The 14,468-nt window shown below is 52.8% G+C and carries 11 protein-coding genes; 4 read left to right on the top strand and 7 right to left on the bottom strand.

Annotated elements, in window-relative coordinates; translation table 11 throughout:
• Nucleotides 1-5: 5 nt before the first annotated feature.
• Nucleotides 6-665, top strand: a complete 660-nt coding sequence (gene exoX, locus U0026_RS10115) for an exodeoxyribonuclease X (protein WP_062776160.1) — start codon at nucleotides 6-8, stop codon at nucleotides 663-665.
• Here exoX and ptrB read toward each other — a convergent pair whose 3' ends face one another.
• A complete protein-coding gene (gene ptrB / locus U0026_RS10110; RefSeq protein ID WP_062776287.1) occupies nucleotides 666-2,717 on the bottom strand; it encodes an oligopeptidase B in 2,052 nt (683 codons plus the stop codon).
• Nucleotides 2,718-2,799: 82 nt separating this feature from the next.
• Nucleotides 2,800-3,441: a tellurite resistance TerB family protein gene (locus U0026_RS10105; RefSeq protein WP_062776159.1), complete on the bottom strand. Its 642-nt coding sequence runs from the start codon at nucleotides 3,439-3,441 to the stop codon at nucleotides 2,800-2,802.
• A 181-nt stretch (nucleotides 3,442-3,622) separates the two neighbouring features.
• On the opposite strand from U0026_RS10105, the gene purT reads away from it, so the two are divergent.
• Nucleotides 3,623-4,801 carry a formate-dependent phosphoribosylglycinamide formyltransferase gene (gene purT / locus U0026_RS10100; protein WP_062776157.1) on the top strand — a complete coding sequence of 393 codons (1,179 nt, stop codon included), beginning with the start codon at nucleotides 3,623-3,625 and terminating at the stop codon, nucleotides 4,799-4,801.
• A gap of 76 nt (nucleotides 4,802-4,877) precedes the next feature.
• Here the strand turns inward: purT and U0026_RS10095 are convergent, their stop codons facing one another.
• The 3 genes from U0026_RS10095 to zwf form a co-directional block, all read right to left on the bottom strand.
• On the bottom strand, nucleotides 4,878-5,519 hold the full coding sequence (locus U0026_RS10095; RefSeq protein ID WP_062776156.1) for a bifunctional 4-hydroxy-2-oxoglutarate aldolase/2-dehydro-3-deoxy-phosphogluconate aldolase: 642 nt from the start codon (nucleotides 5,517-5,519) through the stop codon (nucleotides 4,878-4,880).
• A 39-nt stretch (nucleotides 5,520-5,558) separates the two neighbouring features.
• On the bottom strand, nucleotides 5,559-7,370 hold the full coding sequence (gene edd, locus U0026_RS10090) for a phosphogluconate dehydratase (protein WP_062776154.1): 1,812 nt from the start codon (nucleotides 7,368-7,370) through the stop codon (nucleotides 5,559-5,561).
• A 233-nt stretch (nucleotides 7,371-7,603) separates the two neighbouring features.
• The gene (gene zwf, locus U0026_RS10085) at nucleotides 7,604-9,079 is read right to left on the bottom strand and encodes a glucose-6-phosphate dehydrogenase (RefSeq protein ID WP_062776153.1); all 1,476 of its coding nucleotides are present in this window, start codon (nucleotides 9,077-9,079) and stop codon (nucleotides 7,604-7,606) included.
• A 397-nt stretch (nucleotides 9,080-9,476) separates the two neighbouring features.
• Here zwf and U0026_RS10080 point away from each other — a divergent pair, with 397 nt between their 5' ends.
• Together U0026_RS10080 and pyk are read left to right on the top strand one after the other, a co-directional pair.
• Nucleotides 9,477-10,346 (top strand): MurR/RpiR family transcriptional regulator, encoded by an 870-nt coding sequence (locus U0026_RS10080; protein WP_062776151.1) that lies wholly within the window; start codon nucleotides 9,477-9,479, stop codon nucleotides 10,344-10,346.
• 111 nt (nucleotides 10,347-10,457) lie between these two features.
• Entirely contained in the window at nucleotides 10,458-11,900 is a 1,443-nt protein-coding gene (gene pyk / locus U0026_RS10075) for a pyruvate kinase (protein ID WP_062776150.1), read from the top strand.
• Between the two features lie 138 nt (nucleotides 11,901-12,038).
• Here pyk and lpxM read toward each other — a convergent pair whose 3' ends face one another.
• Both lpxM and mepM read right to left on the bottom strand, forming a co-directional pair.
• Complete coding sequence (lpxM, locus tag U0026_RS10070) at nucleotides 12,039-13,016, bottom strand: lauroyl-Kdo(2)-lipid IV(A) myristoyltransferase (protein WP_062776147.1); 978 nt, start codon at nucleotides 13,014-13,016, stop codon at nucleotides 12,039-12,041.
• 131 nt (nucleotides 13,017-13,147) lie between these two features.
• Complete coding sequence (gene mepM, locus U0026_RS10065) at nucleotides 13,148-14,467, bottom strand: murein DD-endopeptidase MepM (RefSeq protein ID WP_062776146.1); 1,320 nt, start codon at nucleotides 14,465-14,467, stop codon at nucleotides 13,148-13,150.
• Nucleotide 14,468 lies beyond the last annotated feature (1 nt).

Below are 14,468 nucleotides of genomic sequence, written 5' to 3'. Positions count from 1 at the left end.
TCGCCATGCTGCGCGTTATCGATACCGAAACCTGCGACTTACAAGGGGGCGTCGTTGAGATAGCCTCCGTCGATGTTGTAGACGGTAAAATTGTCAATCCAATGAGCCACCTGGTGCGCCCTGACCGCCCTATCAGCGCCCAGGCGATGGCTATCCACCGCATCACCGAAGAGATGGTTGCCGACAAGCCGTGGATTGAAGATGTCGTTCCCTTCTACCAGGGAAGCCCGTGGTACGTGGCGCATAACGCCAGTTTTGACCGCCGTGTACTACCGGAAATGGAAGGCGAGTGGATTTGTACCATGAAGATGGCGCGCCGACTGTGGCCGGGTATTAAGTACAGCAATATGGCGCTGTATAAATCCCGCAAGCTGAGCGTGGCGACACCGCCAGGTCTTCACCACCACCGCGCCTTATATGACTGCTACATCACCGCAGCGCTGCTGATTGATATCATGGACGTTTCCGGCTGGACGGCGAACCAAATGGTTGACGTCACCGGACGCCCCGCGCTGCTGCGCACATTTACCTTTGGAAAATACCGCGGGCAGGAAGTGGCTGAGATCGCCAAAGACGATCCGGGCTATCTGCGCTGGCTGTTCAATAACCTTGAGCGCATGAGCCCGGAACTCAAAATGACGTTAAAGCACTATCTGGAGAAGTAACTAGCGCTCCGTTTGTCCGGGTAACGTGCCCTGCGCCAGCGCAATCAGGAAGGCGTATTCTAGCGCCACGCCTTCATAGCTCTTATAGCGCCCGGACTTACCACCGTGGCCAGAATCCATGTCGGTACACAGTAGCAGAAGGTTATCATCGACTTTCTGCTCACGCAGTTTTGCCACCCATTTCGCCGGCTCCCAATACTGCACCTGAGAATCATGCAGCCCAGTGGTCACCAATAAATGCGGATATGCCTGCGCCTTGACGTTGTCATACGGGCTATAGGATTTCATGTACTGATAATAGGTTTCATCCTGAGGATTACCCCACTCTTCAAATTCCCCGGTCGTCAGCGGGATAGATTCATCGAGCATGGTGGTAACGACATCGACAAATGGCACCTGAGCGACCACCCCGTGTAACAGCTCAGGACGTTCGTTAATCACCGTTCCCATCAGCATACCGCCCGCACTTCCCCCCATACCGTAGCACAGCGCTGGATCACCGTAGCCTTTCATCAGTAGCGCATCGCAGACATCGATATAGTCATTAAACGTATTCTGTTTTTTGAGGAACTTGCCGTCTTCGTACCATTGCTGCCCCAACTCACCACCACCGCGAATATGGGCGATAGCAAAGACAAAACCCCGGTCGAGTAAGCTCAGGCGGCTACTACTGAAATCGGCGTCCATACTGGCACCGTAAGAGCCATAGCCGTAGACCAGAAGAGGATTTTTCCCGGCGCGGAAATGTTCATGACGATACACCAATGACACCGGAACATTGACTCCATCACGTGCCGTTACCCATAAACGCTCGCTGCGATAGTGGCTGGCATCAAAGCCTTTCACCTCTTGCTGTTTAAGCAGCTGGCGCGACCCGCTGTCCATGTCCAGCTCAAAGAGCGTATCCGGTGTGGTCATTGACGAATAACCATAACGCAGACAGGAGGTTTCAGGCTCCGGGTTATAGGCAATCCACGTTACATAGGTGGGGTCATCAAACGCAATTTCCCGCTCCTGCTGACTGTGGCGATGGATCTGCCGTAGACGAATTAACCCCTGCTGGCGTTCTTCCACCACCAGCCAATCGCGAAACAGGGTGAAATCTTCCAGCATCACCGTATCACGTGGCGGGATCACCGTTTGCCACGCGCTCTCTTCCCAGCTTTCGCTGCGGTAAAGGCCAAAGTTTTTACCGTCACGGTTGGAACGTAGATAGAACTGCTGCTGATAATGATCGAGGCTGTATTCATGATCTTTACGACGCGGCAGGTACGACTGAGGCTGTGCATGAGCTTTATCAGCATCCAGCAACAGCATTTCACTGGTGGTCGCACTGGAAAGGGCAATCACCACGTACTTACGTGAAGAGGTTTTATGTAGGCTGACATAGAATGCTTCGTCAGCTTCCTCATAAATTAACTCATCTTGTGAAGTGGGCGCGCCTATCTGATGACGCCAGACCTGCCATGGCAGCAGCGTGGTCGGATGCTGACGCACGTAATAGAGGGTACGTGAGTCATTTCCCCACACCACGCCAGGAGAGACATCTTCAATAACCTCCGGCAGCCAGGTTTCACTGTCCAAATGGCGGAAGCGCAAACCGTACTGGCGACGTGATAGAAAATCTTCGGTAACGGCCAGCAGATTATTATCTGGCGCAACATTGAGGCCGCCCAGCGTATAAAACTCACTGTCCGCCGCGCGTTTATTTTCATCAATCAGCAGCGACCAGGTTTCTTCGTTTAACGCCTGACGCTGGTAAATCGCATACTCGTGTCCCGGCTCATAGACCTGTCGGTAGCGGTAACCATTTTTGATATAGGGAGTGGAGACTTCACGGGGCGGAATTCGGTCAATAATCTCTTTAAGAACGTTGTCCTGTAAGCTGCGCTGCGAGGACATCGCCTCCCGCCCGTAGTCATTCTCCTGCTTTAAATAGTCAAGTACCGCAGGCTCAGACCGTGTGTCATCACGCAGCCAATAGTAGTTATCAATACGCGTATCACCATGCAATGTCATGGTGTGGGGGATCCGTTTCGCTTTAGGTGGCATCTCATTATTCATCTGTTTTAGTCACACCCTCTAAGGGTGGACAAATTAGACGGCGATGCAAGCAAAACCTGCGTTCTGACCGTTAAAGTTGCTGTTTTTGCAGCTGTAAATCCTGTTCAATCCCTTCACGTACTTCAAGCGGCAGTTTCAGTGCATCGCCCAGCGCGTTCAGATAGCTGCGCTCCATAAAGTGATCGATATCAATGGAGGCACAGCTGATGAAATAAAGCTCTAACGCCTCTTCTTCGTTATGAACGTCACGTGCCAAACGCTGCGGATCCAGCGGTTGCTCAATCGCCTGAGCGATGATCGCCCGTCCCTGCTCTTCCACACCCGCCTCACGCAACTGTTGCTCGATGGCAGCCTGTTCTTTTGCATCAATATGCCCGTCACTCTTCGCGGCAAAGACCAGCGCCAGAATCATGCGTTCAGTACGAACATCAAGCGGGGCCGCCGGTTCGCCGTATTTCGTTTCAGTTTGCGGGCTTGCACGCAATTTATCTTTATACTTGTTCCACAGCACGCTTCCGGCAACTGCACCACCGCCGACCAGCAGCGCGCCAGTGCCATACTTTGCAAGCATTTTGCGCGACGATTTGCTGGCCACCAGCAACCCAGCCAGCCCACCTAAAGCGCCAGGCACCAGCATCTGGCTGAGATCTTTTTTCCCGTCACCTGATTTCTGTCCAAGCAATGATTGCAGTTGATTAAGCCAACCTGACATATGACCTCCAGTAGAAATGCATTAATAACCCAGCCTAAGCGAGCAGATGTCAGGATATGTCTGTTACGCATAAAGATGCGCAAATTTAAGGTGATAGTGCCGACAAAACAGCGATAACAAGACAGACGCAAACGTTTTCGTTTATAATGCGTCAAATTTTGGATAGACGGTGGAATGGGTCATGACGTTATTAGGCACAGCTCTGCGTCCTGCTGCGACGCGCGTAATGCTTTTGGGTTCGGGTGAATTAGGCAAAGAAGTCGCCATTGAATGTCAACGATTAGGGATTGAGGTCATTGCGGTTGATCGTTATGCCGATGCGCCAGCAATGCACGTCGCACATCGTTCCTATGTTATTAATATGCTTGATGAGAGGGTGTTAAAGGCTCTGGTTGAGCAGGAAAAACCTGACTTTATCGTGCCCGAAATTGAAGCCATTGCCACCGACATGCTTATTGAGCTTGAACAGGCCGGTCAGCATGTGGTGCCCTGCGCCCGCGCAACAAAGTTAACCATGAATCGTGAAGGCATCCGTCGACTGGCGGCGGAAACGCTGAAGCTCCCCACTTCGGCGTATCACTTTGCCGATAGCGAAGCGCAATTCCGTCAGGCCGTCATTGATATCGGCCTACCGTGCATCGTTAAACCGGTGATGAGCTCATCCGGTAAAGGGCAAACCTTTATTCGCCATGAAGACCAACTGGCACAAGCATGGCAGTACGCACAACAGGGCGGACGGGCAGGTGCCGGTCGTGTCATTGTTGAGGGCGTGGTGAACTTTGACTTTGAAATCACCCTGCTGACAGTAAATGCCGTAGATGGCGTTCATTTTTGCGCACCGGTGGGTCATCGTCAGGAAGACGGCGATTATCGCGAATCCTGGCAGCCGCAGCAAATGAGCGAACTTGCACTGGCGCGGGCGCAGGAAATCTCACGTGAAGTCGTGTTGGCGCTTGGTGGCTACGGTCTGTTCGGTGTTGAACTGTTTGTCTGTGGTGATGATGTGGTGTTCAGTGAAGTGTCACCGCGTCCTCACGATACCGGGATGGTGACGCTAATTTCACAAGACGTCTCTGAATTCGCCCTGCACGTCCGCGCCTTCCTCGGCCTGCCGGTTGGCGGTATTCGTCAGTACGGCCCTTGTGCTTCCGCCGTGTTACTTCCACAGTTAACCAGCCGCAACGTCACTTTTGATAATGTGCAAAATGCGCTGGGCGCTGGCGTGCAACTGCGCCTTTTCGGCAAGCCGGAGATCGCCGGTTCCCGCCGTATGGGCGTCGCGCTGGCAACCGGTGATAGCGTTGAAGACGCCGTTGAGCGGGCAAAAATCGCCGCGGCGGCGGTCATCGTTCAAGGATAAGAAAAAAGGCGGGCTGCTTGCGCATACCCGCCCTTCTTTTCTGCTCCCCGGTCACAAGGCCGGGTAAAGCAACACCTTACAGTTTCGCGCCAGCAACCGCTTCGCGAGCCAGTTTGGTGATACGATCGTAATCGCCTGCTTCGAGCGCATCAGCCGGAACCAACCAGGAACCGCCGATACACAGAACGCTTTTCAGCGCCAGGTAGTCACGGTAGTTAGCCGGAGAGATACCGCCAGTTGGGCAGAAACGGATCTGAGAGAATGGACCAGCAATAGCCTGCAGCGCTTTCACGCCACCGTTCGCTTCAGCCGGGAAGAATTTGAACTCTTTCAGGCCGTGTTCCATACCCAGCATCAGTTCAGATACAGAGCAGATGCCCGGGATCAGAGGGATAGTCCCAGCCGTTGCTGCTTTCAGCAGGCTGTCGGTCAGACCCGGGCTGATAGCAAACTGTGCGCCCGCTTCGGTGACTTCTTTCAACTGCTGTGCGTTGGTCACGGTACCCGCGCCGACGATAGCATCCGGAACTTCTTTCGCAATGGCACGAATCGCTTCCATTGCACATGCGGTACGCAGCGTGACTTCCAGTACACGTACACCACCAGCAACCAGTGCTTTTGCCATCGGTACAGCGTGCTCAAGCTTGTTTACCACAATAACCGGTACTACTGGGCCAGTGGTCAGGATTGCTTCTGCAGTTGTTTTCCAGTTTTTCATCAGAAATTTTCTCTCGCCAGATCTACAAATCGTGTCATCTTAAAAGGTAATACAGGTTGCGCCCTGCTCTGCACCGGATAATTTTTCCCGTAGTGCACCGAACAGCTCACGACCTGTGCCCACGCGCGAAGCGCTCAGATCAGGAATATGCGGTTGACGCGCAGCCAGTTCGGCTTCATCCACCAGCAGCGTCAGCTCGCCAGTCTGGCCGTTCACGCGGATCATGTCACCGTCGCGCACTTTTGCCAGCAGTCCACCGTCATAGGCTTCAGGGGTCACGTGAATCGCTGAAGGGACTTTTCCGGACGCTCCAGACAGTCGGCCATCAGTGACTAACGCAATTTTGAAACAGCGGTCCAATAATACACCAAGTGGCGGCATAAGTTTATGTAATTCTGGCATGCCGTTCGCTTTTGGCCCTTGATGGCGCACAACAACAACGCAATCTTTATCCAGCAGACCCGCTTCAAACGCTGGTAGTACATCATGCTGGCTTTCAAAAATCACGGCAGGCGCTTCAATCACCTGGTTTTCAACCGGCACAGCTGAGGTTTTCATCACCGCACGACCAAGATTACCGCTCAAGACTTTGGTGCCGCCATGTTTAGAGAACGGCTTGTCAAAGGTTGCGATAATACTGTCATCAAGCGACGCGGTTGCGCCTTCACGCCAGTCCAGCTTGCCGTTATTCAACCACGGTTCCATGGTGTAATGAGACAGGCCGAAACCTGCTACGGTGTTCACATCTTCGTGCAGCAAACCGCCTTTCGTCAGTTCGCGTATCAGCACGGGTACACCGCCCGCAGCCTGGAAATGATTTATGTCAGCCGGGCCATTCGGATAGAGGCGCGCCATCAGTGGAACCACTTCGGAAAGATCGGAGAAATCATCCCAGTTGATGATAATGCCCGCCGCGCGAGCCATTGCTACCAGGTGCATGGTGTGGTTTGTTGAGCCGCCGGTTGCCAGCAATGCCACAATCCCGTTCACCACCACTTTCTCGTCAACCATTTTACCCAGCGGCATCCAGTCGTTGCCGTTGCCGGTCATACGCGTCACCTGACGTGCCGCCGCCGCGGTCAGTTCAGCACGCAGCGGAGCATCCGGGTGAACAAATGATGAGCCCGGCAGTTGCATCCCCATGAACTCAATCACCATCTGGTTGGTATTGGCAGTACCGTAGAAGGTGCAGGTTCCTGGCGCATGGTAGGAAGCGGCTTCGGAGTCCAGCAGCGCATTACGGTCAACTTTGCCTTCGGCATAAAGCTGGCGAATACGCACTTTTTCTTTGTTTGGCAGACCGCTGGCCATCGGGCCTGATGGGATGAAGATAGACGGCAAGTGGCCAAATGAGAGCGCAGCCATCGCCAGCCCCGGGACGATTTTATCGCATACACCAAGATAGAGCGCGCCATCAAACATATTGTGAGACAAGCCAACCGCAGCAGACATGGCAATCACTTCACGGCTCAGCAAGGAAAGTTCCATACCGTCCTGCCCCTGCGTGACACCATCGCACATGGCCGGTACGCCGCCCGCGACCTGACCAACCGCATTGACGCTGTGCAACGCTTTACGGATTTGATCCGGATAGTTTTCATACGGCTGATGGGCAGAAAGCATGTCGTTGTAGGAGGTAATGATCGCAATATTGTTACGCAGCATACTTTTCAGCGACGCTTTATCGTCAGCCTGACAGGCTGCAAAGCCATGCGCCAGGTTGCCGCAGGCCAGTTCTGAACGGTGAACCGTTTCAGTTTTTGCCTGCTCAATACGCGCCAGATAGGCTTCGCGCGTATCACGAGAGCGTTCGATAATGCGATTTGTTACCCGTAACATTACAGAGTTCATAAAGGCTCCTCAAAATTTTTCTGTCCAGGCCGCCAACAAATACGGTGAATACATTGGGCTAACTTATCAAAAACACCGGTATAGCGCAGCTCAGAGGCAAGTATCTACGGGTAGTGTAATAAAAAAAGCCCCGGGAGTGAATCCACCCGGGGCTTAAATGCGCAGAAAAAGCACTACATGCTGTGTTAGATCATGTTACCGGTAAAATAACCCTTACGGATTATCAATACCGCTTATTCGAACTCGTTCCAGGAACGACCATCACGGGTAATCATGGCAACAGAAGCCACTGGTCCCCAGGTGCCAGCCTGATACGGTTTTGGCGCATCATTATCGCTTGCCCACGCTTCGGTAATGGAGTCGACCCACTTCCAGGCTTCTTCCACTTCATCACGGCGCACAAACAGTGCCTGAATGCCACGCATCGTTTCGAGCAGCAGACGCTCGTAGGCATCAGCAAGGTGCGTTTGATTGAACGTTTCAGAATAGCTCAGGTCCAGCTTGGTGACTTGCAGATTGTGCTTGTGCTCCAGACCCGGAACCTTATTGAGAATCTGGATATCGACGCCCTCATCCGGCTGCAAACGGATGGTCAGTTTGTTCTGCGGCAATTCAGGCCAGGTTTCTTTGAACAGGTTCAGCTCAGGATTCTTGAAGTAGACGACAACTTCAGAGCATTTGGTCGGTAGACGTTTACCCGTACGCAGGTAGAACGGCACGCCAGACCAGCGCCAGTTATCAATATCCACACGAATCGAGACGAAGGTTTCAGTGTTGCTGGATTTGTTCGCCCCTTCTTCTTCGAGGTAGCCTGGCACTTTCTGCCCTTGCGCAAAACCAGCGGAGTACTGGCCGCGAACGGTTTTTTCGCGCACATTGCTGCGGTCAATTCGACGCAGAGACTTCAGCACTTTCACTTTCTCATCGCGGATACTGTCAGCGCTCAAATCTGAAGGCGGCGCCATGGCAATCATGCACAAAACCTGCAACAGGTGGTTTTGGATCATGTCGCGCATCTGGCCGGCCTGATCGAAGTAACCCCAACGACCTTCAATACCCACTTCTTCGGCCACGGTGATTTCCACGTGGTCGATCGTGCGGTTGTCCCAGTTGTTAACAAACAGGGAGTTGGCAAAGCGCAGTGCCAGCAGGTTCAATACCGTTTCTTTACCTAAATAGTGGTCAATACGGTAAACCTGGCACTCTTCAAAATACTCGCCAACCTGGTCGTTAATCTCACGGGATGTTTCAAGCGAAGTACCCAGCGGTTTTTCCATCACGACGCGCGCTGGTTTCGCATTCAGTTTGGCTTCACCCAGACCGCGGCAGATGGCGCCAAAGGTGCTTGGTGGCATTGCAAAGTAGTTGATGGTGGTACGGTTTTTTTGATCGAGCATCTCACCTAGACGGGAGAACGCGGGCGCGTCATTCACATCCAGATTGCAGAAATCAAGACGTGCGCTGAGGGTATCCCACAAACTTTCATCAATTTTCTCCTTCATGAAAGTTTCAAGCGCTTCGCGGACAACTTTGGTGTACGCCGCTTTGTCCCAGTCTGCACGACCCACCCCGATAATCCGGGTGTCCGAATTAATCTGCCCGGCTTTTTCAAGCTGATACAGGGAAGGCAGCAGTTTTCGGCGGGCCAGATCGCCCTTAGCGCCGAAAATGACCAGATCGCATGCCTGCGCCGTTTGCGTTACCGCCATGTCATTCTCCTCAGTTTAAGTTCCTGGTTCTGTGCCAGGCTACATATCCGTGATCTATCAGGTTTTCCTGAAAAACGACGGATATCATTGTAATTTTCTTACGGTGCACTGTACTGTGTTTACCAAATTGCCGAAACCCTTTAACGCCCTTCTCATCCGTCGATCGCACAAATCGGAACCGTTGTGGCAACAGCGTTAGGCAATCCGCCAATTTTGTTTGTTCTTTCGCCTCAATGGCGTCAGTTAAAATACGACGCTGATCATGTAATGAAAAAAAACAACATTTTTTGCCGTGCTTATTCACTTTATGACCGGGTTCGAGCGTATATTCTTGCTAAAACGCCCGAAGATTTCACCCATTAATGGAATCGTTTCAATCTATGAGCGCCTTGCTACGATGAACATGCTGGAAAAAATTCAGTCCCAACTGGAAAACCTTAGCAAATCCGAGCGAAAAGTCGCGGAAGTTATTCTTGCGGCCCCAGACCAGGCAATCCATTCAAGTATTGCCGCACTCGCCCTGGAAGCGGAGGTCAGCGAACCGACCGTTAACCGCTTTTGTCGCAGCATGGAAACGCGCGGATTCCCCGACTTTAAATTGCATCTTGCCCAAAGTTTGGCTAACGGTACACCGTACGTTAATCGTAATGTCGACGAAGATGACAGCGTCGAAGCCTATACGGCGAAAATTTTTGAATCCGCCATGGCAAGCCTCGCCCATGTGCGTCAATCGCTGGATATGTCGGCCGTCAATCGCGCGGTCGATCTCCTCACCCAGGCCAATAAAATTGCCTTTTTCGGGCTGGGGTCGTCGGCAGCCGTCGCACACGATGCAATGAACAAATTTTTCCGCTTCAACGTCCCAGTCATCTATTCTGATGACATTGTTTTGCAACGAATGAGCTGTATGAATTGCAGCGATGACGACGTTGTGGTGCTCATTTCCCATACCGGCAGAACCAAAAGCCTGGTTGAGATAGCCCAAGTGGCAAGAGAAAACGATGCGATGGTTATCGCCATCACTTCAGCCGGTACGCCGCTGGCACGAGAAGCCACTCTCGCCATCACGTTGGACGTTCCTGAGGATACCGACATCTACATGCCAATGGTGTCCAGGCTGGCACAGCTCACCGTGATCGATGTCCTGGCGACGGGTTTTACTCTACGTCGTGGTGCAAAATTCAGGGATAATTTGAAGCGAGTCAAAGAAGCATTGAAAGAATCGCGGTTTGATAAAGAGCTTTCAGCACACAGCGATAACCACTAAAAGCGATAATAATAGCGTCATTAATTAACTCATTCGGTAGCGCCAAGCTGGCGACATTGCCGAATTCCTGTTCACGCAACACCTAAGTTGTACTAGTCAACGGAGTATTACATGTCCAGAAGGCTTCGCAGAACCAAGATCGTTACCACATTAGGCCCAGCAACTGACCGCGACAATAACCTCGAGAAGGTGATTTCCGCTGGCGCTAACGTCGTGCGTATGAACTTCTCTCACGGTACAGCAGAAGATCACCAGCTTCGTGCTGATAAAGTCCGCGAAATTGCAGCAAAACTGGGACGTCATGTTGCCATCCTTGGTGACTTGCAGGGTCCAAAAATTCGCGTTTCGACCTTCAAAGAAGGCAAAGTTTTCCTCAATATCGGCGATAAATTCCTGCTTGATGCCAACCTGGGTAAAGGTGAAGGCGATAAAGAGAAAGTCGGTATTGACTACAAAGGCCTGCCCGCTGACGTTGTTCCAGGCGATATCCTGCTGCTCGATGATGGCCGCGTACAGCTGAAAGTTCTGGAAATTCAGGGCATGAAGGTCTTCACCGAAGTGACCGTTGGCGGCCCGCTGTCCAACAACAAAGGCATCAACAAATTAGGCGGTGGCCTCTCCGCTGAAGCCCTGACCGAAAAAGACAAAGCTGACATCCATACCGCCGCGAAAATTGGCGTTGATTACCTGGCGGTCTCCTTCCCACGCTGTGGCGAGGATCTGAACTACGCACGCCGTCTGGCACGCGAAGCAGGTTGCGATGCCAAAATCGTCGCGAAAGTAGAGCGTGCGGAAGCGGTTTGCAGCCAGGACGCCATGGATGACATCATTCTGGCCTCTGATGTGGTGATGGTCGCTCGTGGTGACCTCGGCGTTGAAATCGGTGACCCTGAACTGGTCGGTATTCAGAAAGCGCTGATTCGTCGCGCCCGCCAGCTTAATCGCTCGGTGATTACTGCGACCCAGATGATGGAGTCGATGATCACAAACCCTATGCCAACCCGTGCAGAAGTTATGGACGTGGCAAACGCCGTGCTTGATGGTACCGATGCCGTGATGCTGTCAGCTGAAACGGCTGCCGGTCAGTATCCATCTGAAACCGTGGCGGCTATGGCCCGCGTGTGTCTGGGTGCCGAGAAAATCCCAAGCATCAACGTTTCTAAACATCGTCTGGATGTACAGTTCGATAACGTTGAAGAAGCAATCGCGATGTCTGCGATGTATGCAGCAAACCACCTGAAGGGCGTAACGGCAATCATCACGATGACCGAATCCGGTCGTACTGCACTGATGACTTCACGTATTACCTCTGGCCTGCCGATCTTTGCCATGTCTCGTCACGAGCGCACGCTTAACCTGACGGCGCTGTATCGCGGCGTGACACCGGTATTCTTCGATAGCGCTTGCGATGGCGTAGCCGCAGCACACGACGCGGTGAACCTGCTGCGTGACAAAGGTTATCTGATGTCCGGCGACATCGTCATCGTGACCCAAGGCGATGTGATGAGCACCGTGGGCTCAACGAACACCACGCGTATCCTCACCGTCGAGTAAGTCTCTCTGGTGGTACAAAAAAGCCCAGTCCTGAGGACTGGGCTTTTTACATGGTCGCCCGGACAAGGCGTTTACGCCGCCCCCGGGAAGGCTCGGTGCCTATTTCCGGCGTCGTATTCGCTCGGCCGGGTTACCGAATTATTTCTTTTTCTTCGGGTACAGCTCTTTACGCTGGTAAGGCTCGACCTCACCCGGTTTGCGCGTTTTTAAAAGCTTTAAGATCCAAGTGTATTGTTCAGCATGAGGCCCGACAAATATTTCGACTTCCTCGTTCATGCGACGCGCAATCGTGTTGTCATCCGCTTCCAACAGATCGTCCATTGGCGGACGCACCATAATCGTTAAGCGGTGAGTATCGCCATTATAAACCGGGAAAAGCGGCACCACGCGCGCGCGGCACACTTTCATCAAACGCCCAATGGCGGGTAGCGTCGCTTTATACGTTGCGAAGAAATCGACGAATTCGCTGTGCTCCGCGCCGTGGTCCTGATCGGGCAAGTAATAGCCCCAGTAGCCCTGACGTACTGACTGGATAAACGGTTTAATACCGTCATTACGCGCATGCAGACGACCACCAAAACGGCGGCGAACGGTGTTCCACGAATAATCGAAGACTTTGTTGCCCTGGTTGTGGAACATCGCCGCCATCTTCTGACCCTGAGACGCCATCAGCATCGCCGGGATATCAACGCCCCAACCGTGTGGCACCAGGAAGATCACGTTTTCGCCATTGCGGCGCATTTCATCAATGATCTCCTGACCTTGCCAGTCGACGCGGTTAACGATCTTTTCCGGCCCTTTGAGCGCCAGTTCAGCCATCATAACCATCGCCTGCGGCGCGGTGGCGAACATCTCATCGATAATGGCTTCACGCTCGGCTTCAGTCTTATCGGGGAAACAGTAGAGTAAATTTATCTGCGCACGACGACGTGCACTCTTGCCCAATCGCCCCGCCAGACGACCGAGTTTACCCAAAAGCGGGTCACGAATTTTAGCCGGAATGTAAGCGATTCCAGCAAACGCCAGCACGCCTAACCAAGCGCCCCAGTATTGTGGGTGGCGGAATGATTTCTCAAACTCGGGAATGTATTCACTGTTATTTTTTTTCGTTTCCATGCCTGTTCCTGGGGTGAGTCATCGGGTCGGTGTGGATAAGCAGATAGTGTAGCGAGGCTAGGTGTTTCGCACAAAAGAAAAAGCCGATGCTGCTAAAGCACCGGCTCTGAACGCATACTTCTTAGACGAAATTAATCGAAACGCAGTTGCGGTAACACCTGTTTCACCTGCGCCAGGTAATCGGTACGATCGGAACCCGTTAACCCTTCGGTGCGTGGCAGCTTCGCGGTCAGCGGGTTTACGGCCTGCTGATTGAGCCATACTTCATAGTGCAAATGCGGGCCGGTTGAGCGACCGGTATTTCCGGACAGCGCAATACGATCGCCACGTTTTACCTTCTGACCCGGTTTCACTAACAGCTTACGTAAGTGCATATAGCGAGTCGTGTAGGTACGACCGTGTCGTAACGCAACGTAGTAGCCAGCGGCACCGCTACGTTTCGCCACCACCACTTCACCATCACCTACCGCCAGAACTGGCGTACCCTGCGGCATGGCGAAATCAACGCCACGGTGCGGCGCAACACGCCCGGTAACAGGGTTCAGACGACGCGGATTAAAGTTTGATGACACGCGGAATTGACGCGCAGTAGGGAAACGCAGGAAGCCCTTCGCAAGCCCGGTACCATTACGGTCATAGAACTTGCCATCTTCAGCGCGGATCGCGTAATAGTTTTTATCACCGGAACGTAAACGCACACCCAGTAATTGACTCTGCTCGCGTTTACCATCCAGCATTTCACGCGACATCAGCACGGAGAACTCGTCGCCTTTTTTAAGCTTACGGAAGTCCATCTGCCACTGCATCGCTTTAATGACTGCGCTGGCCTCAACGCTGGTTAAACCAGCATTCACGGCGCTGGAAACAAAGCTGCCGCCTACGGTACCTTTTATCAGGCTATTCACCCACTCGCCTTGCTGCATCTCACTGCTCATCTTAAAGCCGTTTGCAACGCGGTCGTAGGTGCGGGTTTCGCGGCGCGACATCTCCCAGGTCAGACGTTGTAGATCACCATCATCATTTAACGTCCAGGAGAGCTGTTGCCCCACTTTCATGTTTCTCAGGTCTTTATCCACCGAGGCAAGCTGGCTGATATTCCCCATATCGATGCCGTACTGATTCAGGATGCTGCTCAGGGTATCGCCCGTGGATACAACATACTCATGCACGCCCGTTTCGTTGTCGGCTTTATCGTCCAGTTCATCTTGAGGAATCGCTTCGTCTTCCTGAGCGGACTGGTCAATCGGCTCACTGGCTTCAGGCAACAGCGAACGGATCTCTTTTTTCTCCAGCTCGATCGTACGGATGACCGGTGAAGAGGTTGGATGGTAGACATATGGCCGCCAGACAGCGACGGCTAATGTGAGAACGGTGAGTGACCCCAGCATAACGCGGTGGGGTCTAGGCAAATTATTAAATGCCAGAGCGACAGAGCGGGCTATCTGCTGCACG

It is taken from the genome of Kluyvera intermedia (assembly GCF_034424175.1).
Taxonomy (GTDB): Bacteria; Pseudomonadota; Gammaproteobacteria; order Enterobacterales; family Enterobacteriaceae; genus Kluyvera; species Kluyvera intermedia.
This window is presented reverse-complemented; position numbering and strand designations above follow the sequence as displayed.

Excerpts from the sequence above, each read along its gene's own strand:
- exoX (WP_062776160.1), top strand. The coding sequence starts at position 6 with ATGCTGCGCGTTATCGATACCGAAACCTGCGACTTACAAGGGGGCGTC.
- ptrB (WP_062776287.1), bottom strand. The coding sequence starts at position 2,717 with ATGCCACCTAAAGCGAAACGGATCCCCCACACCATGACATTGCATGGT.
- U0026_RS10105 (WP_062776159.1), bottom strand. The coding sequence starts at position 3,441 with ATGTCAGGTTGGCTTAATCAACTGCAATCATTGCTTGGACAGAAATCA.
- purT (WP_062776157.1), top strand. The coding sequence starts at position 3,623 with ATGACGTTATTAGGCACAGCTCTGCGTCCTGCTGCGACGCGCGTAATG.
- U0026_RS10095 (WP_062776156.1), bottom strand. The coding sequence starts at position 5,519 with ATGAAAAACTGGAAAACAACTGCAGAAGCAATCCTGACCACTGGCCCA.
- edd (WP_062776154.1), bottom strand. The coding sequence starts at position 7,370 with ATGAACTCTGTAATGTTACGGGTAACAAATCGCATTATCGAACGCTCT.
- zwf (WP_062776153.1), bottom strand. The coding sequence starts at position 9,079 with ATGGCGGTAACGCAAACGGCGCAGGCATGCGATCTGGTCATTTTCGGC.
- U0026_RS10080 (WP_062776151.1), top strand. The coding sequence starts at position 9,477 with ATGAACATGCTGGAAAAAATTCAGTCCCAACTGGAAAACCTTAGCAAA.
- pyk (WP_062776150.1), top strand. The coding sequence starts at position 10,458 with ATGTCCAGAAGGCTTCGCAGAACCAAGATCGTTACCACATTAGGCCCA.
- lpxM (WP_062776147.1), bottom strand. The coding sequence starts at position 13,016 with ATGGAAACGAAAAAAAATAACAGTGAATACATTCCCGAGTTTGAGAAA.